Source organism: Massilia sp. LXY-5 (genome assembly GCF_059801075.1).
On the sequence record NZ_JBNNEH010000005.1, the window covers coordinates 1 to 21,487 of the forward strand.

A 21,487-nucleotide genomic window follows, 5' to 3' on the forward strand; every position below is an offset into this window, starting at 1 on the left:
CCTTCCCATCCCGAACAGGACCGTGAAACGACTTTGCGCCGATGATAGTGCTGCAACCAGTGTGAAAGTAGGTTATCGTCAGGCTAGTTATAAAGAAAAAACCCGCTCAGTGATCTGAGCGGGTTTTTTTTCGTCTGTCGTATGGAAACCGCCGCAGGCTCGGGTCCAATACAATCCTGATCGCTCCAGCAACCTTCCTTGCTCCCGGCGGTCGAACGATCGCAGGACACCAGGTTTTCGGAGACAAGCCATGCATCGTTTCCACCCGCAGACAATACCGGGCGCGGCCGCAGCCACGGCAGGCGAGCGCCGGCTGTTTTACCGGCACCGGCTGCCGATCCGCATCATGCACTGGATTAACGTCGTCAGCTTTTTCCTGATGCTGATGAGCGGGCTCGGCATCTTCAACGCCCATCCGCGTCTGTACTGGGGCAAGGCTTCCGACTTCGACGCTCCTCTACTGTCGATCACTGCCCGGCCTGGCCCCGATGGCGAACCGCAGGGCGTCACACGGATCGGTAAGCGCGTCTTCAATACGGACGGCGTACTGGGGGCGTCGCACGTCGCGGGCGAGGCGCAACCGAGCGAGCGCGCGTTCCCCTCCTGGGCCACGATCCCGGGTCCGCAATACCTGGCGACGGCGCGCAACTGGCACCTCTTCTTCGCCTGGATATTCGTGCTCAACGGGATTGCGTACGTGGGATACACGGTCTTCAGCGGCCACCTGCGGCGTGACCTGGTGCCGAGCAAAACCGAGCTGCGCGGGATCGGCGGCTCGCTCAAGGACCACCTGCTGTTTCGCCATCCGGCCGGCGAGGCCGCCAAACGCTACAACGTGCTGCAGAACCTGACTTACCTTGGCGTGATATTCGTGCTGCTGCCGCTGATCGTGCTGGCCGGCCTCGGCATGTCGCCGCGGCTCGACGCCCTGTTCGGCGGCTGGGTCGACCTCCTCGGCGGGCGGCAGTCGGCGCGCACGCTGCATTTCCTGGCGGCGTGCTTGCTGCTCGCCTTTGTCGTCGTGCACGTGTTCGAGGTGATCGTGACCGGGCTGTGGAACAACCTGCGCTCGATGATCACGGGCTATTACCGTTTGCCGGAGGAGGAACACGCAGGCGAGCGGAAGGGGAGGGCGCCATGATCATGCCTGCGCGGCGGCGCTTCCTGCGGCTGGCCGCCGGCGCGGCGCTGCCGGGCGTGCTGGCCGGCTGCGATCGCCTGGCAGGCAATGACGAATTGAACGGCATGCTGCGCAAGGCCCAGTTCCTGAGCCAGCGCGCCCAGGCGCTGCTGACCGGGGTGGACGCCATGGCGCAGGAATTTACCGAAGACGACATCGCCGACGTGTTCCGCAGTAACGGCACCGCGATGCCCGACAGCGGCCTGTACCGGCAACTGCTGGCCGACGGGTTCGCCAGTTGGCGGCTGCGGGTCGGCGGGCTGGTCGCGCACCCGGCGCAATACAGCCTGGCCGACCTGCGGGGGATGCCGTCGCGCACGCAGATCACCCGCCATGACTGCGTCGAGGGCTGGAGCGTGATAGGGAAGTGGACCGGTGTCCCGCTGCGGCAGCTGCTGTTGCGCGCGGGGCCGCTGCCGGCGGCGCGCTACGTCGTGTTTCATTGCGCCGACCCGATGGATGGCTCGGATCTGCAGGCGCCCGGGTCGACCTATTACGAAAGCATCGACCTGGTCGAGGCCGGCCATCCGCAGACGATCCTCGCCTATGGGCTCAACGACGAGCCGCTGCCGGTGAAGAATGGGGCGCCGCTGCGGCTGCGCGTCGAGCGCCAGCTCGGCTACAAGCAGGCCAAGTACCTGATGCGAATCGATGTGGTGGAGCGGCTGGACCAGGTCCGCGGCGGCAAGGGCGGCTATTGGGAAGACCGCGGGTACGAGTGGTACGCGGGAATCTAGCCATCGCTTCCTGGCGCCTTGCTGCGGCCGGGTCAGTTCGAACATTCATGGGCCGGTCGAGGAATGCATGGACTACTTCACCAAGAAATGTAACTAACCAACGCGGAAATTCAAGCCAACAAAAAAACCGGACGCTAACGAAACCGGGAAAAATAGCAATCATGCAACCAGGCCACCAGGAATGAGGAGGGTCGAACCGCGGCAAGTCCGTTCGCTTACAATGGAGTCCAGCAAACTGACGGGTCAACGATGCAAAGAATCGATATCGAAACATTGGTGGGTCTGGCCGAAGCATCGGCTACGGTAACGATGCCCTGCAGCTGCAACAAGGAATCGCTCGCAGCATGGCGTGCATTGCCGCTGACGCTGGAAGCCGTACGCCTGGAGGAGGTGGGCTTCCTGTTCGACGATCCCTACGACGAACCGACGTTTGCGGAGTACCACCCGGCCGGGACACGCTACGAGAGCGCAACTGCCCCGATCGCCATGCGCTTCTATCCGTACAACCGCTGCGCCGTCGTACGCTGCCTGGACTGTCACCGGCACTACCTGCGGTATAACGAGGCTGGCGGCTATTTCACCGAAATCCGGATTCGCGCCTTGCGGCCCGAGCTGATCGTGGATGCACCGGAAAACTGAAGCAGTCCAGGCTGGATGCGCAACCCGAAGCGGCAGACCGGCTTGGATCAGGGCCGCTTCAACTGCCCGATGACGCTCGCCACCTTGGTGGTAATGACATCGATCGCCGGGCCATTCGCGCCGTGCGGCAAAATGACGTCGGCATGGCGCTTGGTCGGCTCGATGAACTGCTTGTGCATCGGGCGTACCGTTTCCAGATACTGATTGACGATGCTCTCCACCGTGCGCCCGCGCTCGTTGATATCCCTTTGCATGCGGCGGATGAAGCGCACGTCCGGGGCGGTGTCGACAAAGATCTTCAGCGACATCATGTTGCGCAAGTCGGCGTCATACAAGGCGAACAGGCCTTCGATCACGATGACCGGGGCCGGCTTGACCGGGATGGTTTTGTTGGAGCGGTTGTCGATCGTGAAGTCGTACTCCGGCATCTCGATCGCCTCGCCATTGCGCAGGGCCTGGACGTGCTGGACCAGCAGGGGCCAGTCGAAGGCCTGGGGATGGTCGTAGTTCTGCCTGCGGCGCACTTCCGGGGTGAGGTCGGACTGGTCGCGGTAGTAATCGTCCTGCATCACCACCGAGACCACATCGGCGCCGAAGGAAGCCAGCACTTGCTGGGACACCGTGGACTTGCCGCTGCCGCTGCCGCCGGCGACACCAATCACAAACGGTTGGAAGGAAATCTCATTCATCCCCGAATGATACCGGAGCGGCGGCCGAACCGACAGGGCCGCCTGGTCCAGAATACAGTGTTCGGCAACGAAGTTTGCGGGCGGGCTCCGGGCAGCCGACGACCCCTGCCTTGCCCCGGGGCTAACACGGCTGCAGGACGCCCCTTGGCGACGTTATAATTAACCCATCATTCCCTCCCGCATCAACCTGCCAGGAAAGCGAGCGTCCCACCCCATGCACTATGCCCTCGCTCCCCGTACCTTTCTCTTCAGTCACTATTTCTACACCGGCCTGCGCATCGCCACCGGCATCGTCGGCCTGACTTTCATCACCTACGCGATCGCCGACCTCCCGACCGCCATCGCCGTGGCCATGGGCGCCCTGTGCACCAGCCTGATGGACATGCCCAGTCCCCTGCGCCACAAGTTCAACGAAATGATGGCCGGCGTGCTGCTGTGCTCGGTGGTGGCGCTGCTGGTCAGCCTGTCGTCGCAGGTGGAGTGGCTGCTGTTCACCGTCATCGTGCTGGTGTCCTTCCTGTCCAGCATGATGGTGGTCTACGGCAGGAAGGCGATGCCGCTGCAGTTCGCGGCGCTGTTCGTGATGATGCTGTCGAGCGAGGCGCCGTCCACGCCGCTGCAGGCGCTGCGCCATGGCGCGCTGTTTTTCGCCGGCGGTGCCGCCTACATGGCGTACGCGATGGCCGTCGTGTGGATATTGCAGCGCCGCCTCAAGCAGCAGGTGCTGGCCGAGGCACTGTACGAACTGGCGGTGTACACGAATATGAAGGCGGCCTGCTACGACGTCACCAAGAGCCTGCCCCAACAGATGGAAAAGCTGGTCCGCGAGCAAAGCGTGCTGGCCGAGCGGCAACAGGCCTCGCGCGACCTGATCCTGCGCGGCAAGCCGGCGCCCGACGAGGCGATCCTGGTGCAGGTCCATTACGCCATGTTCGACCTGTACGAACTGGTCCTGTCGACGCACACCGATTACGCCATCCTGCGCCAGCATTTCGCGAGCGGCCCCATCTTGCCGTTGCTGGGCGACCTGATCGGCAAGGCGGCGCGCGACATCGAGGCGGTGGCGTATGCGATGACGCGCAACGAGCCCTCGCGCGCCACGACCGATTACCGGGACGAACTGCGCGCGCTCGACGCCGTGCTGCAGGACTTGCCGTCGGGGGAGGGCGAAGATTTCGATGCGCAGGCGGCGCTGCGGGCGACCGTCAACAAGATCCGCGACGTGATCGACATGATCGCGCGGCTGCACGCCGCCAGCCAGGCGCGCGCATCGTCCGAGCGGGCACTGCCCCTGGTGCCCCATACGGACATGACGCCTTTCCTCACCCAGCAGCGCTACAACATCGGCATCCTGCTGGCCAACCTGCGCTGGGGCTCGCCGGTGTTCCGCTTCGCGCTGCGGGTGGCGATGGCGATTTCGGTCGGGCTCGTGTCCTCGCGCTGGCTGCCATGGAGCTCGCATGGCTACTGGACCGCGCTGACGATCGCCGTGATCCTCAAACCCAGCTTCAGCCTGACCAAGCAGCGCCGCGCCGACCGCCTGATCGGCACGCTGATCGGCTGCATGATTACCGCCGTGATCCTGCATTTCGTGCACACGCCGGCGATCTTGATCGGTTTCCTGTTCGTCGCCACCGCCGCGGCGCCGGCCTTCCTCTCCATTAAATACCGCTACACGGCGGTCGCCGCCAGCGTGCAGGCGCTGTTGCTGATCGGCCTGACGGTGCCGCATGGCGGCAGCGGCATCAGCGAGCGCCTGCTGGACACGCTGCTCGGCACCGTGATCGCCACCTTCTTCAGCTACGTGCTGCCGAGCTGGGAGTACCAGAACCTGCCGCGGCTGGTCGACGCGGTGCTCGACGCCAACCGCAAATACCTCGATGCGGCCGCCGACCTGCTCCTGAAGCGCACCGCCGACGATGTCCACTACCGCGTCAGCCGCAAGCGCTTCATGGACAGCCTCGCCACGCTCAGCGCCGCTTTGGGGCGCATGCTAGACGAACCGGCGGACAAGCAGCGCGCCCCGGACGAACTCAACCGTTTTACGGTACAGAACTACCTGCTGGTCGCCCACATGGCCGCGCTGCGCCTGCTGTTGCAGCGCTATGCCGAGAAGCTGCCGTCGGCCGAGGTCGAAGCCGCGCTCGAGCGCATGTTCGCCAAGGTCAGCGCCAGCCTGGGCGCGGCGCCGGTGGCCGCGCCGGCGTCGCCGGAAGGGCGCACCACCTGGATCGCCGAGTGGCCGGGCTGGGCGCCCCTGCAGCGCCGCCTGCGGCTGCTGCAACAGGATGCTGCGCAAGTGGCGCTCAGCAAGGCTGCGATCGGCGACGTCCTGGCGCGGAACTGAGCCCGGGGCCAGGTTTGCCTGGGTCGAATTTGCTTAGGATGAACGGCTGAAACCACGGATAATGCTGGATTCGTCGTTTTCAGCACCCCAGGAATTCTCTATGGAAATCAAAGTCAACTTTCTCGACAAACTGCGCCTCGAAGCCAGGTTTGACGACTTCACGGTGATCGCCGACCAGCCGATCCGCTACAAGGGCGACGGCTCGGCGCCGGGCCCCTTCGATTATTTCCTGGCCTCGTCGGCCTTGTGCGCGGCCTATTTCGTCAAGTTGTACTGCAATACCCGGAATATCCCGACCGAAAACATCCGCCTCTCGCAGAACAATATCGTCGACCCCGAAAACCGCTACGCGCAGATCTTCAAGATCCAGGTCGAGCTGCCGGCGGATATCTCGGACAAGGACCGCCAGGGCATCCTGCGCTCGATCGAGCGCTGCACCGTGAAGAAAGTGGTGCAGGAAGGGCCGCAATTCGTGATCGAGGAAGTGGCCAACCTGGACGCCGATGCGCAGGCCTTGCTGACCTTGTCGCCCGATGCCGAAGCGCGCACCTATATTCCCGGCAAGGACCTGCCGCTGGAGCAGACCATTGCGAACATGTCGGGCAAGCTGGCCAGCTGGGGCATCAAGATCGAGATCGCTTCCTGGCGCAATATCGTCCCGAATGTCTGGTCGCTGCACATCCGCGACGCGCATTCGCCGATGTGTTTTACGAACGGCAAAGGGGCGACCAAGGAAAGCGCGCTGGCTTCGGCCCTGGGCGAATATATCGAGCGCCTGAACTGCAATCACTTCTATGCGGGCGCCTTCTGGGGCGAAGACATCGCCAGGGCGGACTTCGTCCATTATCCGAGCGAGCGCTGGTTCAAGCCCGGCCGCAAGGATGCGGTCCCAGGCGGGATTCTCGATGATTACACCCGCGGCATCTACGATCCGGACGGCGAACTGCGTGGCTCGCACCTGTTCGACACCAATTCCGGCAATGTGGAGCGCGGCATCGTTTCTCTGCCTTATGTGCGTCATTCGGACGGCGAAACGGTGTATTTCCCGGTCAGCCTGATCGAAAACCTGTATGCCAGCAATGGCATGAGTGCCGGGAATACGCTGGCCGAAGCGCAGGTGCAATGCCTGTCCGAGATTTTCGAACGGGCGGTGAAACGCGAAATTCTGGAAGGCGAACTCGCCTTGCCGGACGTGCCCCAGGAAGTGCTGGCGAAATACCCCGGCATCCTGGCCGGCATCGCGGGCCTGGAAGAGCAGGGCTTCCCGGTGCTGGTCAAGGACGCCTCGCTGGGCGGCCAGTATCCGGTCATGTGCGTTACCCTGATGAACCCGCGCACCGGCGGCGTCTTCGCCTCCTTCGGCGCGCACCCGAGCTTCGAAGTGGCGCTGGAACGCAGCCTCACGGAATTGCTGCAGGGGCGCAGTTTCGAAGGCCTGAACGATCTGCCCCAGCCGACCTTTGCCAGCGAAGCCGTCACCGAGCCCTATAACTTCGTCGAGCACTTCATCGATTCCAGCGGCGTGGTGTCGTGGCGCTTCTTCAGCGCGAAATCGGACTACGATTTCGTCGAATGGGATTTCTCGGGCGAGGGCAAGGACTCGAACGTGCAGGAAGCCGCGACCCTGCTCGGCATTCTCGCGGACATGGGCAAGGAGGTCTACACGGCCGTGTATGACGAGCTGGGGGCCGTCGCCTGCCGCATCCTGGTGCCCGGCTACTCGGAAATCTACCCGGTCGAAGACCTCATCTGGGATAACACGAATAAAGCCTTGCTGTTCCGCGAAGACATCCTGAACCTGCATCGCCTGGATGACGACGCCCTCGAGGCGCTGCTCGAGCGCCTGGAAAACAACGAGCTGGACGAATACTCCGACATCGCCAGCCTGATCGGCATCGAGTTCGACGAAAACACGGACTGGGGCCAATTGACCGTGCTCGAACTGCGGCTGCTGATCAACCTCGCCCTGAACGAGTTCGAGGCAGCCCACGACCTGGTCGGCGCCTTCCTGCAGTACAACGACAACAGCCTGGAGCGCAAGCTGTTCTACCAGGCGCTGAACGTGGTGCTGGAAGTGGTGCTCGACGACGAGCTGGAGCTGAGCGATTACGTGGCCAATTTCCGCCGCATGTATGGCGATGCCCGCATGGATGCGGCCCTGGGCTCGGTGGACGGCAGCGTGCGCTTCTTCGGGCTGACGCCGACGAGCATGAAGCTGGAGGGGCTGGACAGGCATCATCGCCTGATCGACAGCTACAAGAAACTCCACAAGGCGCGGGCCGAGGCGGCCGCCGCGTCCTCCGCGGCGGGCGCAGTGTCGATGCGAGCCTAGTCCTCGCCGCGACAGACGGACCGAAGCCCTGATTTTCAGGGCTTTTTTTTGTCCTAAGCGGCTCGCGGCGACCAGGCGCACTGTCCTGGGGCGAAGCCGGGCACCATGGCGGTGCGTGCAAGCACGGTGAAGGCACATCGGGTGGATTGGATGCGCCGTCGGCGCGCACTATCGCATGGCACCGTTATTGCTTGATGGAAATCAACCATTTTATGTCGACTCCATCATGTTCAAGAACCTCAGCATCAAACTGCGCCTTGTCCTGCTCACCGCCATCCTGAGCGCCGTGGCGATGGTCGTGGGGGCGGTCGGTCTCGCCAACCAGAGCGCCGCCAATGCCGCCCTCGGTACGGTCTACAACGATCGTGTCGTGGTCCTTGCCCAACTCGGCAATATCCTCTCCTTGATGCAACAAAACCAGAACGCCCTGGCGCGCGCCGTCCTGGCGGGCGAGGCGGATGCCGACGCGACGGTTGCCGAGGTCGAGGGCCGGATCAGGCAGATTTCCGCGATCTGGTCGGACTACAAGGCGACTTACCTGACCGATGAGGAAAAGGTCCTGGCCCAGGTGTTCATCGACAGCCGGACCGTTTTCGTCGAGCAGGGCTTGAAACCGACCCTGGCGGCCTTGCGCGGGCATGAGGTCGATGGGGCGAAAGAGCTGGTGAAAGGCCGCTTGAACCCGCTGTTCCTGCCGGCCCAAAAAAACATGCAGGCACTGATCCAGTTGCAGCTGGACGTCGCGAAACAGGAATATGACCTGGCACTGGAGCGCTATGCGCGTGCGCGAACGCTGTCGATCGTGCTGACCGCGGCCGGTGTGCTCGTCGGTTCGGCCATCGCCTGGCTCCTGATCCGGGGCCTCAGCCGTTCCATCGGTGAAGCGCTGCGGCTGGCGCGCAGCGTCGCCGCCGGCGACCTGACCCAATCGGTCCGTGTGGAGTCGAATGACGAAATCGGCCAGTTGCTGGGCGCCCTGCAGAAGATGAACGCCAGCCTCTCTAGCATCGTGACCCAGGTGCGGGGCGGAACCGACACGATCGCCACGGCCTCGCAGCAGATTGCGGCCGGGAACCAGGACCTGTCGGCGCGGACCGAGCAGCAGGCAAGTTCGCTCGAGGAAACGGCAGCATCGATGGAAGAGCTGGCCTCGACGGTGAAGAACAACGCCGACAATGCGCGCCAGGCGAACACCCTTGCCGTGGCGGCTTCCAGCGTGGCGGAGCGCGGCGGGCAGGTCATCGGCAAGGTGGTGGGCACGATGGTGGAGATCAATGACGCTTCGCGCAAGATCGCCGACATCACGAGCGTCATCGACGGCATCGCTTTCCAGACCAACATCCTTGCCCTGAACGCGGCCGTGGAAGCGGCGCGCGCCGGGGAACACGGGCGCGGCTTCGCGGTCGTCGCGTCGGAAGTGCGCAACCTGGCCCAGCGCTCCGCTGCCGCCGCCAGGGAAATCAAGGCGCTGATCGAGGACTCGGTGCAGCGCGCCCATGCCGGCGGCGAACTCGTCGAGCAGGCCGGGACGACGATGCGCGACATCGTCACCAGCGTGCAGCGCGTCACCGACATCATGGGCGAGATCAGCTCGGCCAGTACCGAGCAGACCGCCGGTATCGAACAGATCAACGCAGCCGTCATGCAGATGGACCAGGTCACCCAGCAAAACGCCGCCCTGGTCGAAGAAGCCGCAGCCGCCGCCGAAGCGATGCAGGATCAGGCCGTGCGGCTTGCCCAGGCAGTGAGCGTGTTTCGCACCGGCCAGGCGCTGACGGGTGCGCCGGGCGTGGCGCGCCGGCTGGCGCTGGCTCCTGTTCAGGGATGAGCATGCCGCCGTGCTCCTTGTGAGGCCGACAGTGATAAACTCCGGCCCTTACATCGACGTTTCAGAAGCCATGACGAACAAAAAACAGCCTCCAGCGAGCAAACCCGAGCGCGTGCCCGCCGGGCGGCCAGACAATCCCTTCATCGACGCCGGGTTCTACGACCGGGTCCGCGACTACACCGAGCGCGACGCCACCTTCTCGAAGGAGCTGAAAGCGATCGCCGACCGCGGCCCAGGCAAGCAAAGCACGGACGCGCGCTTCGCGCCATCGCTGGAACTGTTGCGCGGCGTGGTCAAAAAGGGCGTGTCGCTCGATGACATGCTCGGGCGCATCGTGCTCGGCACCGAATCCGGCCTGTGGGAGCCGTGGCTGGCTGCGTTCGGGATCGAATTGAGGGGCGTCAGCTACGACAAGGCCGGCCCGCGTAATGCCCGCCTGGCGCTGGACATCAGCCTGGGCGCCAAGGCGAATCCCCTGTTCGCCAACGCCGGCATGCGCAACTGGCGCAGCCTGGTGGCGGAAGACTGCGCCCAGCTGCAGGTCGAGAAGCCGACCGAGCAGGCGCCGGCGAAGGCGTATGCAATTTTCTTTCTGGACGCGGCGGAGTAGTCTCCGTCGACGCGCCCGGTGTCGCGCCCGGACCAGAATGCTCACCCTGTCGGACATAGGGGACGGCACCGGCGGCGCCGGCGGGGGCGACCAGGGCATCGCTGCTGATCACCTTCGACACCAATTCGGCGGCCCTGACGGGCCAGGCGCGACGCGCGCTCGACGTGGTCGGCGAAGCGCTGCAGTCGCCCAAGCTGGCCGATTTCCGCTTTTCGATCCAGGGCCACGCCGACCCGCGCGGGAATCCGGAAAAGAACCTGCAGCTGTCCCAGCTGCGGGCCGAATCGGTGCGCCGATACCTGGTGAGCCACAAACACATCCAGGATGGACGGCTCGAGGCCATCGGCAAGGGCGACACCGAGCTGATGAACCGCGCCAATCCGGTCGCGCCGGAAAACCGGCGGGTGACCATCGTCAATCTCGCGCGGCAACAATAGGATGCAGGGCGCAGCATGGCGGGTTCCGAGTGAGGGAGAGTCGGGCCGCGCCCAACCAGGTTTCCGCACCTGTTGGTCCAGGTACGACACTTCGGCTTTGGCGGCGGCCCGCTCGCCTCGCCGCGTGCCTGGCACGCTCCATGCAAGGTGAGTGGTGAGCGCGACGACGAGCTCATTCCCATTCACCACATCGAGGAGCACGATCATGAAAACCTTAGTCATCCAGGACCTGGCAATCACGCGCGCAAGCGCGGGCGAGGGCAGCAGTGCCGCGCGTTCGCTGACGCGCGAGGAAATGCAGCGCGTGCAGGGCGGCCGGGCCATTTCCGTGCTGGTCGATGGCCGGCCCGGCGGGGTCGTCGACGATTTTCAACTCGACATGGCCATCTTCAAGGGCGATATCGGTGTCAGGGTCGTCTGAGCCGGGGTGCCTGCGCGCCGGCGCCGCCCTCGCTGGCGCGCCCGCCCGGCGGACGCGTCAGCTGCCTGGCGCCCGCACCTGGCATGTAATGGAACAAATCCCACGCATCGAAGTCCCATACATGGAAAGCGGCGACATTGTATTTGGCGGTTCCGCCTGCTAAAACAATAAGAATGGTGCCGCAAAGCGGGCGCGGTCTCGTCTCACTGCGCCAAATAAACACGCAGCGCGGGTGCTGTTGCTTCGCTGCGCGGAACGAAACGAGCTCGAGGAGAACCCATGGCTGGCATTGTGCGCATCGACGATGAGGTCATCGACACCGACTACTTCATCCGAACATTGAAACTCACCGGACAGTTCGAAGGGCTGGTCGAGCAACTGGTGCGCGAGAAGCTGACTGTGCTGGCGGCCAGGAAGCAGGTAGCGCCCTTGCCTCCCGAAGAGATCCAGGAACGTGCCGACCAGTTCCGCCGCATCCAGGGCCTGCACCGGGCAGCCGACATGAACCACTATCTCGACGCGCTCGGCATCAGCCTGGACGAGTTCGAAGACTTCGTCACCGACGGCCTTTACCACGAAAGAATGATGGCGCAGGTGTGCAGCGACGCGGCCGTCGAACAGTATTTCAAGCTCAATTCTCCCCGGTTCGACAGCGTCGAGATCAGCCATATCGTGCTCGATTCGGAAGGCAAGGCGAGGGAAATGATGTCCGCCCTGACGGACGATCCCGACAGCTTTGCCGAGATGGTGGCCGAATATTCGGTCGGTGAGGCGCGCGAGAACGGCGGAGTGATCGGCAAGGTCTTGCGCGGTTCGCTCAGGCCTGACCTCGAGGCCCGCGTCTTCAATGCTGCGGCCGGTGAGCTGCTGGGACCGTTTCCGTCGGCGGACCGCACGCTCTGGGAAATCTACGTGGTGAACGCAAAGCATCCCGCCGTCCTCGACCAGGAAACCGCGGTCGAGGTACGCCGCCTGCTGCGCGAGGAATGGCTGGCGGCGCGGGCACAGGAGCACATCATTGAAGCCTGTCCGGCGCGCTAAGGTGCCGGCCACGCTCCCCGCCTGAGACGCAGCTCGCCCGGCGGGTCCGGTAGGGGAGAACATGGAAGCATCAACGCAACAACGCCAGGAATCGAGCGAGTTCCTTGCGTCTGTCGAAATCCTGTCCGCATTCGCGCCAGACGAACTGGAACAGCTCGCAAGCGCGGTCGAGACGCGCTCGTATGCCTTTGGCGACAGCATCTGCAGCGCCGGCGATTCCGCCGACGGCCTGTATGTCATCAAGTCCGGATCGGTGCGCGTGTTCGCCGAGGAGCATGGCAAGGAAATCAGCATGGGGGTACGCAAGGCTGGCGAAGTCTTCGCCGAGGTCGCCATGCTGCGTCCCACCAGGCATGAACTGTCTGCCCGGGCCGCGCTGAAGACCCAGCTGTGGTTCATCCCGCGCGCCGCCTTCGAGCCTTTGCTTGCCCGGAATGCGGCTTCGCTGGAGTTCATCAACAACTATGTGGCGATCAGCTCGGCGGGCGGCCTGGTCGCGCGCCTGTTCGACCTGCGCGGCAAGGTGGACAAGCCTGAGCTCGAAGAATTCGTGCGCAGCGTCGGCGTCAAGCGCGTCGGCGCCGGCAAGGAAATCCTCAAACAGAATGCGCGCGACGACCGTCGCCTCTATGTCGTGCGCCAGGGTCAGGTACGCGTCGTGGTCCACGATGCCGACGACGAATATGTGCTGGCCACGCTGGGGGCGGGCGAGATTTTCGGCGAGAAGGCCTGCCTGATGCGACAGGAACAGCCGGCTTCGGTGCTGGCGGCGAGCGAGGCCGTGCTACTCGTGATCCCGGAAAAGGCGGCCCATTTCATCCTCGAACGCAACGCGAAGTTCCGCGAAGTGATCGAGGAACGGGTGCGCTTTTTTGAACGCGAACTGCAGCGCCAGAAACGGCTGGCCGAACGGCGCAAACGTCCCGTCGTGCTCGACCTCGCTTCACAGGCGAAGGCGGGCGAGAAAATCATCAAGCGCTTCGCCCTGGTAGAGCAGGCCGAAGAGATGGATTGCGGCGCCGCTTGCCTGGCGATGCTCTGCCGCCACTATGGCATCAACATGACGCTCGGCAAACTGCGCGAACTGGCGAACGTCACCACGCAGGGCGCGACGCTCGACAGCCTGGCCCGCGCCGGCGAAGCCCTGGGATTCGGGGCGCGCGGGGTCCAATGCACCTTCGACGCGCTGCTCGGCTTCGAGCTGCCCTTCATCGTGCACTGGGAGGGCTACCACTACGTCATCGTCTACGGCGTTGCGCCCGACCAGGTCTGGGTCGCGGACCCGGCGGTGGGTTTCCGCAAGATGAAGGTCGAGGAGTTCGAACGCGGGTGGAGCGGGACCTGCCTCGTGTTCACGCCGGGCCAGGACCTGGTGAAACTGGAGACGGCGCGCTCGCCCTGGCTACGCTTCGTCAGCTATCTGCAGCCGTATAAAAAAATCCTGGTGCAATTGTTCCTGGCCACCTTCGTGATCCAGATGCTGGGCATCGTGCCGCCGATGATCATCCAGAACATCCTCGACGGCGTGCTCGTGCACCAGAACATCGGCCTGCTGCACTTGCTGATCCTGGGGCTGGTCATTTCCACCGTGTTCAGCCAGGTCATGTCGACGCTGCGCGCCTACCTGTCGAACTACATGGTGCGCAACCTCGATTTTTCGATGATGGCGCAGTTCTTCAAGCACACGATGTCCTTGCCGTATTCCTTCTTCGCCAAGCGCAAGACGGGCGACATCCTCGCGCGCTTCTCGGAAAACCAGACGATCCGCGCCTTTCTCACCGAGTCGACGGTGACGACGCTGCTGAACCTGCTGATGGTGTTTATCTATTTTACGATCCTGTTCCTCTACAACGTGAAGCTGACCCTGCTGCTGATCGGCTTCGTGATTCCCATCATCGCGCTGACCGTACTGGTGACCCCGCGCATCAAGGACTATGCGCGCGAGGTGTTCAACGCCTCGACCGACGCCCAGTCCTTCCTGATGGAAGCGCTGGGCGGCATCGAAACGGTGAAGGGGATGGGCAGCGAACGGCCGGTGCGCCTGAAATGGGAGCGGAAATACGTCAAGGCGCTGGAAATGCAGTACCGCGCCCAGTCCTTCAACATCCTGGTCGGGCTCGCCAGCCAGGTCTTGAACTCGGCCACCACGATCGTCATCCTCTGGGCCGGCGCCAGCCTGGTTCTGGCGCGCGAGCTGACCATCGGCCAATTGATGGCCTTCAATGCCCTGATGGGCAGCGTGCTGGGACCGCTGATGGGCCTGGTCGGCCTGTGGAGCCGGATGGCGGACGCCACCGTCGCCATGGAGCGCCTCGGGGACGTGCTCGACATCGAGCCGGAGCAGAAGCCGGGCGACCTCGCCTCGCGGGTGGTACTGCCCGACCTGCAGGGCGAGCTGAAACTCGAGCGCATGTATTTCCGCTACGGCGGCGAGGACACCCCCTGGGTGCTGGAAGACATCAGCATCGACATCAAGCCCGGCGAGCTGGTGGCGATCGTCGGGCGCAGCGGCTCGGGCAAGACGACGCTGGCGAAACTGCTGGTCGGCTTTTATCCACCAACCGACGGGAAAATCGTCGTCGACGGTTACGAGATGAGCGCGATCGACAAGGATTATTACCGGGCCCAGGTCGGCTATGTCATGCAGAGCAATCTACTGTTTTCCGGGACCATCGCCGAGAACATCGCCAGCGGCGACGACAGCCCGGACCGGCGCCGCATCGAGGAAGTGGCGAAGATGGCGGACGCGCACGCCTTCATCAGCAAGATGCCGCTCGGTTACGAGCAGGTGGTGGGCGAGCGCGGCGTCGGCCTCTCGGGCGGCCAGGTGCAGCGGCTGTGCATTGCGCGCGCGCTGTACCACGATCCACGCCTGCTGGTCTTCGATGAAGCGACCTCGGCGCTCGACACCCAGTCCGAGAGTAATATCATGGCCAACATGGAAGCGATCCTGGCGGGCCGCACGGCCGTCATCATCGCCCACCGGCTCAGCACGATCATGCGGGCGGATAAAATCGTGGTGCTGTACGAAGGCAAGATCGTCGAGCAGGGGCGCCATGAGGAGCTGCTGGCGCGGCGCGGCATGTATTACGAACTGGTACAGAAGCAATTGGGGGCAGCATGAAGCTGTATAACCCCGGTGGCGAGCGCGGCTCGGCGATGTCGTATGCCGGCCTGCTGGAAAAGATCGAGATCATGCGCTCGACCCTGCGCTGGGCCACCCGCATCGAGCGTCCCGATGTCGAGAAACTGCTGCGCCAGGCGAATACCTTGCGCGACGAAGTCATGGGGCTGTCGCACAAGGAGCGCTTCGTGCAGGCACTGGGCGGCGAACGGCGCACCGACGCCGCGGACGGGACCGCGCCCGAACCTTTGCGGCTCGAACCCTCGCATGGTGAGCGGCGCCGGGCGCTGCTGGCGCGCAGCTTCGTGTTCGAGGGTACCTTCGGCGACAACCCGAAGCTGCTCGACGCCCTCGAGATCGCGGAGAAGGCGGCGCCGACGGATTTGCCGGTGCTGGTCGACGGCGAGAGCGGCACCGGCAAGGAGCTGATGGCGAAAGTCATCCACGCCAACGGCTCGCGCGCCGACAAGCCGTATATCTCGGTCAACTGCGGCGCCATCCCGGACAGCCTGCTCGAATCGGAACTCTTCGGGCACAAGAAGGGCGCCTTCACCGGCGCCGCGAACGACCGCAAGGGCAAGTTCGAATCCGCGCACAAGGGCACCATCTTCCTCGATGAGATCGGCGAATTGCCGCTGCCGGGCCAGGTAAAACTGCTGCGCGTGCTGCAGTCGCACGAAATCCAGCGCGTCGGCTCCGACGAAACGATCTCGGTGGACGCGCGCATCGTCGCCGCCACCAACAAGAACCTGCGCAAGCTGATCGAACAGGGGAGCTTTCGCGAAGACCTGTTCTACCGGCTCAGCGTGATCCACGTGACGCTGCCGCCGCTGCGCGAGCGCAAGGACGAGATACCGCTGCTGATCGCGTATTACGGCGACGAATCGGCGGAGGCGCTGGGACGCGCGCCAGTGGCATTAACGCCGCGCCTGCGCGACTTCCTGCTGCGTTACGGATATCCGGGCAATATTCGGGAACTGCGCAACATCATGTACCGTATCTCCTGCCTGGCGGGCGAGACGGGCGACCTGTCGCATCTGCCAGAAGACATCCGACCCGTCAATGCGCTGCCGCAGTCGGCGGCGGCGGTACCGGCCGCTGCCCTGTCGATGGCCGAAGCGAAGCGGGTCGCGAGCGACGAGGCGGAGCGCGGCTGCCTGGAGCGCGGCTTGCAGGAAGTCGGCGGCAACGTGGCCGAGCTCGCCCGGCGCTGGGAAATGAACCGCTCGCATCTGCAAATCCTGCTCAAGAAGCATGGCCTGCACTCGAAGGATTTCCGCAAGCAGGGTTAGAGGGCCGGGTTGACGATCGTCTTGTCCCCCGAAAGGTCGTCGGCCCTGGCCACCACCACTGTAATGTTGTCGCGCCCGCCATTGGCGAGTGCCTGGGCGACCAGGTCTTGCGCGGCGCGCTCGCAGTCGCCGGGCGCCAGCGCCGCCGCGATCGCCGCTTCCTCGACCGGGGTGCTGAGGCCGTCACTGCACAGGAGAAAAATGTCGCCATCGCGCGCGGCCAGGGTCGTCACATCGAATGCGACCGTGTCGGCTGCGCCGACCGCGCGCGTGATCATGTTGGGGCTGGCCGCCGCTTGCGCCATCTCGGCGCCACGCGCCCTGAGCGCCTCGAACTGGCTGTGGTCGCGCGTGAGTTGCTGCAGGCGGCCGTGGCGAAACAGGTAGATGCGGCTGTCGCCGGCCCACAGGCATGCGGCCTCGTCCCCGACGGCCAGCAGGGCGGCGACCGTGCTGCCGATCACCGGTACGTGGCGCGCGCGCGCCTCTTGCCGCAAGCTGTCGTTCGCCTCGTTCAGGCGTGCGCGTGCGAACTCGATGAGTTCGGCCAGGGTGGCATGCACGGGCAGCCCGGCGAGTGCGTCGACCACGGCGCGGCTGGCGAAGTCCCCGAAGGCGTGGCCACCCATGCCGTCCGCCACGGCCCACAAGCCACGCTGCGGCTGGGCAAGATACGCGTCCTCGTTGCGGCTACGTACCAGCCCGATATCCGTGCGCGCGGCGCAGGTCCAGCGCAATTCGGTGTCAAGGCCCATCGCATTGTCCAGGTTCGTCCTACAGGAACGCCTTGTTCAGTCCGCTTTCGTCGACGCTCACGTTCAGCGTCGAATTCGCACCGGAATTGTTGACCGACACCGACTGGAACTGGTTGATCATCTGGTCGGCGAAATTATTAATCTGGTAAAAGTTAATGACCGGGAACTGGGTGGGCGATGCGTTGACGAAGGGTCTGATCCAGCCGAACACCCAGGGTGCGCCCGCCCCGCGAATCGCCGCCATCGCCTGGCGGTCGAGGGGAGCGCTGTTCGTCAGGTCGCCGATGGTAATGCTGGCCATGATGCATCTCCGTGTTGAATGGGGGAGAGCGGAAGCTGTCCCCAGTGTAGACCAAATCGGGCCGGTCAGCGCCGCACGATGGTGTTCTGTCCGCGCTGCGTGGCGTCGCTGTCTACGTGCAGGCCCTCGACGAAGGCAGCGCCGTTGGCGGTCGCGGTCAGGACGTCCTGCATTTGCATCAGGTTCTGGGTGGCACTGATCGAGTTGTCTGCACTCGGCCTGTAGTTGAGGTCGCCGAGCGAATAGGCCGGCGCGCCCATTTTCCAGCCGCCGCGCACGGCTGCCATGGTCGGGCGATCGAGTCGTTCGCTGCGGGCCAGGTCGGTGATGGTCAAGGTGTTCATGGCGATTCTCCTGAATTGTCTGGGGGCTGGGTTTGTATGAAGCCGTGTTCAGAACACGGACCTGTTTTCGGCGCGGAGGGCGGCTGCCAGGTTCAGGTCCGGGGCACTGAAGCCGGCCCCGATCACGCCGTTATTGTTGAGGACGTTGATACCGATCTGCTGGAACTGGCCAATCTGCTGGTTGACGGCGACATTGACGTTGACGCCGGGGCCGAAGGCATGGCCGCCGTGGACGGGCGACATGGCCCGCTTGTCCAGCGCGGCCTTGTGCGCCAGGTCGTGGATGAGGATGGATGACATGGTATTGCTCCTGGAAGGGTGGGGACGTTGCGCGGCAAGAGACTCGCCGCGCAGCCGCGCCGTTTAGCCGATGATCTTGTTTTCGCCGTCCTGGTGGACGTTGCTGTGCACGTTCACGCCACCGACGAAGGCCGAGCCGTTGGCCGTCAGCGTGGCCACGCTCTGCTGCTGGAACAGGTTCTGGGTGGCGCTGATCGAGGAGTCGACGCTGGGCGCGTAGTTGAGGTCGCCGTAGCTGTAGCCGGGCGTGCCCATCTTGAAGCCGCCGCGCACATGCGCCATGGCGCTGCGGTCGAGTTGTTCGGTACGGGCCAGGTCGGTGATGGTCAGGGTTTTCATGGTAATGCTCCTTGGGATGTGTATGCGGGAATGGTGTAGGTGGTATTCAACGACGCACGATCTTGTTGTTGCCGTCCTGCGAAACATGGCTGTCGACATTGACGCCGTCCAGGAAGGCCGAGCCGTTGGCGGTGGCGGTCACCACTTCCTGCATCTGCGCCAGGTTCTGGGTCGCCGTGATCGACGAGTCGAAGCTCGGGGCATAGTTCACGTCGCCATACGAATAGCCGGGCATGCCCATCTTGAAGCCGCCGCGGACGTGCGCCATGGCGCTGCGGTCGAGTTGTTCGGTGCGGGCCAGGTCGGTGATGATCAAGCTTTTCATGGTGATTCTCCTGAAGTGGTAAGTGGTTTGGAGTGAGGCATTTGGTTTGCGCTCAATGGACATATAGCGAAAGGCGTGCCAGGCCCGCACCAATCGGTTTAGGTGAAGCTAAGTAATTGAATTTGCAGGGAGTTTTGTAAGAAAGCCTGATGGGTCAGGTGAATTGCCGGCAGCACGGGAGGAGCGACTGACGGTCCGTAACCAACATGTTTCAAGGGGGTGTGTGCCAGGGCCCGACAGGTCAGGAAAACCGCTGGGGTGAAGCATGGGTCCGGAAGCGCGACCTGCGTCCGGGCTGGCCTGTGTCCAGAAAAAGAAAATGCCAGTCAGCATAACTGACTGGCATCAGGGGCGGCTGGCGAACGCCGGCGACCGGGCGCGCTTAGCCGACCAGCACCTCGCTCATCTGGATCACCGGCGTCTGGTTCGTGTAGTTGGGAATGTCGGCCATGATTTCCTCGCTGTGCGGCCCGAAGCCGGCGTGGAAGGCGTCGATGGAATCGCAGAACAGGTGCCCCATGGCGATATACGGCGTGTTCGACATGGGGGCACCGGCGGCGGCCGCCCGGTCGACTGTGTAGTACTTGCAATGCTCTCCCATCAGGGTCTTCACCATGGGCATGTGGCGCTCGCAGTAGTAGACTGCGTCGAAATGGGCGTCCGGGCCGTTCGGGTACATCACGCTGACCTTGATCATTGTCCGTCTCCTCTTCGGGTTTGACTCGAGTATACGAACCCATCGTGCGCCGATGTCAGGCGTTTTGCAAGCGCGATATTGCGTCCAGGGCCGCTGCGGGCCGAGGCGACTGCAGGCGGCGGCGCGCGGCGCCGCCGCCCGGTTCTCATGCACGCTGCGCCGGCGCAGGCGCGCGGACGACGACGGTCCGAACCTCGCGTGCCGCGGTGGCCGAAGCCGATTGCGAGGTCTCGGCTTCCCGCAGGCTGTCGAATGCGAAGGTAGCGGTGCTGACGACGACGAGCGTGACGATGAAAATGGCTTCCATGTGCTTGTGCATGTTCATGATGGTCCCCTTGCGTGGCTGGTTTCGAAAAGGTCGGGAGCTTTCTGCTTGCTCACAAGCTTGTTAGAGCACGCGGCGTGCCAGCACACGGCCAGGGCGCAAAGGAGGGTTTCGGCGCCGATGCAAGGCAAACTGCCGGACCGCGGCCAACAGTGTGCCTGCACGGTGTTGGCTGCGAACCGGCACCGTGGCGTGGCGATACGGACGAAAAAAAAGGCGCTGTTCGCATTAAGTGTGGAATATGCCGATTCCCACCCGCAGCAAAGCCTCCGGCATCTTGACGCGGGCGCCGTCGAGCGCCCAGCGCCAGCCGGGATAGTTGCCGAGGTAACGGCTGGCAACCCCGCGAAACGGCTGCCGCCAGCCGCGCGCTTGATCGTTGGCAGCAACAGGCCGGGCAAACGTTCGTGCCGGCGCCGGGTCAGCCCGGCCAGGTTCTTCAGGAAGTGCTCGAACTTGCGTGCTTGCATGCCAAGCTCCTCACGGGTGAAGTCTCACTCGGACCTCAGCCGTTCAAGAAGATTCCACATTTAACGCAAACAGCGCCAAAAAAAAACGTCCGGCTTGTGGCCGGACGGTTCGGTGTGCAGCGCAGGAGCTCAGCGCACCGGCGGGCTTGCCCCGGTCCGCCTGGCGCCGGGCGCCGGGTCGTACAGGCGGATCTTGCGCACGACTGGCCGTGGGACGCCGCCGCTGGCGCGAAAGCGTGCGCCGCCGGCGATCGCATGCATTGCCTGGCGGTCGAGTTCGGTACTTTCCGGTAAATCCTTGATGACGATGCTGGCCATGGTATCTCCTTGACTTGCATGTTAACGGCCCCCATCCCATTGCTGGGATGGGGGTGCAAAATGCTGCGCGCCCCGGTCAGAGTTCGACCGTGTTCCGGGCCCACAGCGCGGCGGCCACATCGACGTCCGGTCCCTTGAAGCCGGCGCCGATCACGCCGTTATTGTTGAGGACGTTGATACCGATCTGCTGGAACTGGCCGATCTGCTGGTTGACGTTGACGTTCACATTGACATCCTTGCCGAAGGCGCTGCCGCCGTGCACGCGTGCCATTGAACGGCTGTCCAGTTCGCCGGCGTGGGCGAGGTCCCTGACTGCGATGGTAGACATGATATTCCCCTTGCCTTAGCCGATGATCTTGTTTTCGCCGTCCTGGTGGACGTCGCTGTGCACGTTTACGCCACCGACAAAGGCCGAGCCGTTGGCCGTCAGCGTGGCCACGCTCTGCTGCTGGAACAGGTTCTGGGTGGCGCTGATCGAGGAATCGACGCTGGGCGCGTAGTTGAGGTCGCCGTAGCTGTAGCCGGGCGTGCCCATCTTGAAGCCGCCGCGCACATGCGCCATGGCGCTGCGGTCGAGTTGTTCGGTACGGGCCAGGTCGGTGATGGTCAGGGTTTTCATGGTAATGCTCCTTGGGA

The 21,487-nt window shown here is 64.0% G+C and carries 24 protein-coding genes and 1 rRNA gene; 13 read left to right on the forward strand and 12 right to left on the reverse strand.

Features of this window, described 5'->3' with window-relative positions; all coding sequences use genetic code 11:
- The 4 genes from rrf to ACI48I_RS15075 all read left to right on the forward strand — a co-directional run.
- A 5S ribosomal RNA gene (gene rrf / locus ACI48I_RS15060) occupies nt 1–84 on the forward strand; the annotation flags it as partial.
- 166 nt (nt 85–250) lie between these two features.
- Entirely contained in the window at nt 251–1,141 is an 891-nt protein-coding gene (locus ACI48I_RS15065) for a cytochrome b/b6 domain-containing protein (RefSeq protein WP_193685549.1), read from the forward strand.
- Nucleotides 1,138–1,917 (forward strand): molybdopterin-binding protein, encoded by a 780-nt coding sequence (locus tag ACI48I_RS15070; RefSeq protein ID WP_227496443.1) that lies wholly within the window; start codon nt 1,138–1,140, stop codon nt 1,915–1,917. The genes ACI48I_RS15065 and ACI48I_RS15070 overlap by 4 nt, the downstream gene beginning before the upstream one ends.
- A 249-nt stretch (nt 1,918–2,166) precedes the next feature.
- The gene (locus ACI48I_RS15075; RefSeq protein ID WP_193685550.1) at nt 2,167–2,556 is read left to right on the forward strand and encodes a hypothetical protein; all 390 of its coding nucleotides are present in this window, start codon (nt 2,167–2,169) and stop codon (nt 2,554–2,556) included.
- 47 nt (nt 2,557–2,603) lie between these two features.
- On the opposite strand, the gene udk is transcribed toward ACI48I_RS15075, so the two are convergent.
- Nucleotides 2,604–3,245: a uridine kinase gene (gene udk / locus ACI48I_RS15080; RefSeq protein ID WP_498574639.1), complete on the reverse strand. Its 642-nt coding sequence runs from the start codon at nt 3,243–3,245 to the stop codon at nt 2,604–2,606.
- 214 nt (nt 3,246–3,459) lie between these two features.
- On the opposite strand from udk, the gene ACI48I_RS15085 reads away from it, so the two are divergent.
- The 9 genes from ACI48I_RS15085 (at nt 3,460) to ACI48I_RS15125 (ending at nt 16,677) form a co-directional block, all read left to right on the forward strand.
- A complete protein-coding gene (locus tag ACI48I_RS15085) occupies nt 3,460–5,592 on the forward strand; it encodes an FUSC family protein (protein WP_498574640.1) in 2,133 nt (710 codons plus the stop codon).
- A gap of 100 nt (nt 5,593–5,692) precedes the next feature.
- Nucleotides 5,693–7,924, forward strand: coding sequence for an OsmC domain/YcaO domain-containing protein (locus tag ACI48I_RS15090; RefSeq protein WP_498574641.1), 2,232 nt, complete (start codon nt 5,693–5,695; stop codon nt 7,922–7,924).
- 226 nt (nt 7,925–8,150) lie between these two features.
- Nucleotides 8,151–9,752, forward strand: coding sequence for a methyl-accepting chemotaxis protein (locus tag ACI48I_RS15095; protein WP_498574642.1), 1,602 nt, complete (start codon nt 8,151–8,153; stop codon nt 9,750–9,752).
- Nucleotides 9,753–9,822: 70 nt separating this feature from the next.
- Complete coding sequence (locus ACI48I_RS15100; protein WP_498574643.1) at nt 9,823–10,362, forward strand: hypothetical protein; 540 nt, start codon at nt 9,823–9,825, stop codon at nt 10,360–10,362.
- Between the two features lie 107 nt (nt 10,363–10,469).
- On the forward strand, nt 10,470–10,799 hold the full coding sequence (locus ACI48I_RS15105) for an OmpA family protein (protein ID WP_227496760.1): 330 nt from the start codon (nt 10,470–10,472) through the stop codon (nt 10,797–10,799).
- Between the two features lie 205 nt (nt 10,800–11,004).
- On the forward strand, nt 11,005–11,220 hold the full coding sequence (locus tag ACI48I_RS15110) for a hypothetical protein (protein ID WP_193685556.1): 216 nt from the start codon (nt 11,005–11,007) through the stop codon (nt 11,218–11,220).
- 279 nt (nt 11,221–11,499) lie between these two features.
- The gene (locus ACI48I_RS15115) at nt 11,500–12,261 is read left to right on the forward strand and encodes a peptidylprolyl isomerase (protein ID WP_193685557.1); all 762 of its coding nucleotides are present in this window, start codon (nt 11,500–11,502) and stop codon (nt 12,259–12,261) included.
- 61 nt (nt 12,262–12,322) lie between these two features.
- The gene (locus ACI48I_RS15120; RefSeq protein WP_193685558.1) at nt 12,323–15,385 is read left to right on the forward strand and encodes a peptidase domain-containing ABC transporter; all 3,063 of its coding nucleotides are present in this window, start codon (nt 12,323–12,325) and stop codon (nt 15,383–15,385) included.
- Complete coding sequence (locus tag ACI48I_RS15125) at nt 15,382–16,677, forward strand: sigma-54 interaction domain-containing protein (RefSeq protein ID WP_193685559.1); 1,296 nt, start codon at nt 15,382–15,384, stop codon at nt 16,675–16,677. Before ACI48I_RS15120 ends, ACI48I_RS15125 begins: the two co-directional genes overlap by 4 nt.
- Here ACI48I_RS15125 and ACI48I_RS15130 read toward each other — a convergent pair.
- The 11 genes from ACI48I_RS15130 to ACI48I_RS15180 all read right to left on the reverse strand — a co-directional run bounded on the left by ACI48I_RS15130 (nt 16,674) and on the right by ACI48I_RS15180 (nt 21,470).
- Complete coding sequence (locus ACI48I_RS15130) at nt 16,674–17,432, reverse strand: PP2C family protein-serine/threonine phosphatase (RefSeq protein WP_498574644.1); 759 nt, start codon at nt 17,430–17,432, stop codon at nt 16,674–16,676. The genes ACI48I_RS15125 and ACI48I_RS15130 overlap by 4 nt on opposite strands.
- A gap of 19 nt (nt 17,433–17,451) precedes the next feature.
- On the reverse strand, nt 17,452–17,733 hold the full coding sequence (locus tag ACI48I_RS15135) for a hypothetical protein (RefSeq protein ID WP_193685561.1): 282 nt from the start codon (nt 17,731–17,733) through the stop codon (nt 17,452–17,454).
- A gap of 65 nt (nt 17,734–17,798) precedes the next feature.
- On the reverse strand, nt 17,799–18,077 hold the full coding sequence (locus tag ACI48I_RS15140) for a hypothetical protein (protein WP_498574645.1): 279 nt from the start codon (nt 18,075–18,077) through the stop codon (nt 17,799–17,801).
- A 48-nt stretch (nt 18,078–18,125) separates the two neighbouring features.
- Nucleotides 18,126–18,377: a hypothetical protein gene (locus ACI48I_RS15145; RefSeq protein WP_498574646.1), complete on the reverse strand. Its 252-nt coding sequence runs from the start codon at nt 18,375–18,377 to the stop codon at nt 18,126–18,128.
- Between the two features lie 63 nt (nt 18,378–18,440).
- On the reverse strand, nt 18,441–18,716 hold the full coding sequence (locus ACI48I_RS15150; RefSeq protein WP_498574647.1) for a hypothetical protein: 276 nt from the start codon (nt 18,714–18,716) through the stop codon (nt 18,441–18,443).
- A gap of 46 nt (nt 18,717–18,762) precedes the next feature.
- On the reverse strand, nt 18,763–19,041 hold the full coding sequence (locus tag ACI48I_RS15155) for a hypothetical protein (RefSeq protein WP_193685565.1): 279 nt from the start codon (nt 19,039–19,041) through the stop codon (nt 18,763–18,765).
- A 382-nt stretch (nt 19,042–19,423) separates the two neighbouring features.
- Complete coding sequence (locus ACI48I_RS15160; RefSeq protein ID WP_498574648.1) at nt 19,424–19,738, reverse strand: EthD family reductase; 315 nt, start codon at nt 19,736–19,738, stop codon at nt 19,424–19,426.
- A 145-nt stretch (nt 19,739–19,883) separates the two neighbouring features.
- Nucleotides 19,884–20,063: a hypothetical protein gene (locus tag ACI48I_RS15165; protein WP_193685567.1), complete on the reverse strand. Its 180-nt coding sequence runs from the start codon at nt 20,061–20,063 to the stop codon at nt 19,884–19,886.
- Nucleotides 20,064–20,662: 599 nt separating this feature from the next.
- Complete coding sequence (locus tag ACI48I_RS15170) at nt 20,663–20,851, reverse strand: hypothetical protein (protein WP_193685568.1); 189 nt, start codon at nt 20,849–20,851, stop codon at nt 20,663–20,665.
- A 76-nt stretch (nt 20,852–20,927) separates the two neighbouring features.
- Entirely contained in the window at nt 20,928–21,179 is a 252-nt protein-coding gene (locus ACI48I_RS15175; protein ID WP_193685569.1) for a hypothetical protein, read from the reverse strand.
- A 15-nt stretch (nt 21,180–21,194) separates the two neighbouring features.
- Nucleotides 21,195–21,470 carry a hypothetical protein gene (locus tag ACI48I_RS15180; RefSeq protein ID WP_193685570.1) on the reverse strand — a complete coding sequence of 92 codons (276 nt, stop codon included), beginning with the start codon at nt 21,468–21,470 and terminating at the stop codon, nt 21,195–21,197.
- Nucleotides 21,471–21,487: the final 17 nt, after the last annotated feature.

What these genes read in the sequence shown, in the direction of transcription:
- ACI48I_RS15075 (WP_193685550.1), top strand. Translation starts at nt 2,167, where the DNA reads ATGCAAAGAATCGATATCGAAACATTGGTGGGTCTGGCCGAAGCATCG.
- ACI48I_RS15125 (WP_193685559.1), top strand. Translation starts at nt 15,382, where the DNA reads ATGAAGCTGTATAACCCCGGTGGCGAGCGCGGCTCGGCGATGTCGTAT.
- ACI48I_RS15120 (WP_193685558.1), top strand. Translation starts at nt 12,323, where the DNA reads ATGGAAGCATCAACGCAACAACGCCAGGAATCGAGCGAGTTCCTTGCG.
- ACI48I_RS15140 (WP_498574645.1), bottom strand. Translation starts at nt 18,077, where the DNA reads ATGAACACCTTGACCATCACCGACCTGGCCCGCAGCGAACGACTCGAT.
- ACI48I_RS15170 (WP_193685568.1), bottom strand. Translation starts at nt 20,851, where the DNA reads ATGGCCAGCATCGTCATCAAGGATTTACCGGAAAGTACCGAACTCGAC.
- ACI48I_RS15085 (WP_498574640.1), top strand. Translation starts at nt 3,460, where the DNA reads ATGCACTATGCCCTCGCTCCCCGTACCTTTCTCTTCAGTCACTATTTC.
- ACI48I_RS15070 (WP_227496443.1), top strand. Translation starts at nt 1,138, where the DNA reads ATGATCATGCCTGCGCGGCGGCGCTTCCTGCGGCTGGCCGCCGGCGCG.
- ACI48I_RS15135 (WP_193685561.1), bottom strand. Translation starts at nt 17,733, where the DNA reads ATGGCCAGCATTACCATCGGCGACCTGACGAACAGCGCTCCCCTCGAC.
- ACI48I_RS15155 (WP_193685565.1), bottom strand. Translation starts at nt 19,041, where the DNA reads ATGAAAAGCTTGATCATCACCGACCTGGCCCGCACCGAACAACTCGAC.
- ACI48I_RS15110 (WP_193685556.1), top strand. Translation starts at nt 11,005, where the DNA reads ATGAAAACCTTAGTCATCCAGGACCTGGCAATCACGCGCGCAAGCGCG.
- ACI48I_RS15090 (WP_498574641.1), top strand. Translation starts at nt 5,693, where the DNA reads ATGGAAATCAAAGTCAACTTTCTCGACAAACTGCGCCTCGAAGCCAGG.
- ACI48I_RS15150 (WP_498574647.1), bottom strand. Translation starts at nt 18,716, where the DNA reads ATGAAAACCCTGACCATCACCGACCTGGCCCGTACCGAACAACTCGAC.
- ACI48I_RS15095 (WP_498574642.1), top strand. Translation starts at nt 8,151, where the DNA reads ATGTTCAAGAACCTCAGCATCAAACTGCGCCTTGTCCTGCTCACCGCC.
- udk (WP_498574639.1), bottom strand. Translation starts at nt 3,245, where the DNA reads ATGAATGAGATTTCCTTCCAACCGTTTGTGATTGGTGTCGCCGGCGGC.
- ACI48I_RS15115 (WP_193685557.1), top strand. Translation starts at nt 11,500, where the DNA reads ATGGCTGGCATTGTGCGCATCGACGATGAGGTCATCGACACCGACTAC.
- ACI48I_RS15180 (WP_193685570.1), bottom strand. Translation starts at nt 21,470, where the DNA reads ATGAAAACCCTGACCATCACCGACCTGGCCCGTACCGAACAACTCGAC.
- ACI48I_RS15175 (WP_193685569.1), bottom strand. Translation starts at nt 21,179, where the DNA reads ATGTCTACCATCGCAGTCAGGGACCTCGCCCACGCCGGCGAACTGGAC.
- ACI48I_RS15160 (WP_498574648.1), bottom strand. Translation starts at nt 19,738, where the DNA reads ATGATCAAGGTCAGCGTGATGTACCCGAACGGCCCGGACGCCCATTTC.
- ACI48I_RS15100 (WP_498574643.1), top strand. Translation starts at nt 9,823, where the DNA reads ATGACGAACAAAAAACAGCCTCCAGCGAGCAAACCCGAGCGCGTGCCC.
- ACI48I_RS15130 (WP_498574644.1), bottom strand. Translation starts at nt 17,432, where the DNA reads ATGGGCCTTGACACCGAATTGCGCTGGACCTGCGCCGCGCGCACGGAT.
- ACI48I_RS15165 (WP_193685567.1), bottom strand. Translation starts at nt 20,063, where the DNA reads ATGAACATGCACAAGCACATGGAAGCCATTTTCATCGTCACGCTCGTC.
- ACI48I_RS15145 (WP_498574646.1), bottom strand. Translation starts at nt 18,377, where the DNA reads ATGTCATCCATCCTCATCCACGACCTGGCGCACAAGGCCGCGCTGGAC.
- ACI48I_RS15065 (WP_193685549.1), top strand. Translation starts at nt 251, where the DNA reads ATGCATCGTTTCCACCCGCAGACAATACCGGGCGCGGCCGCAGCCACG.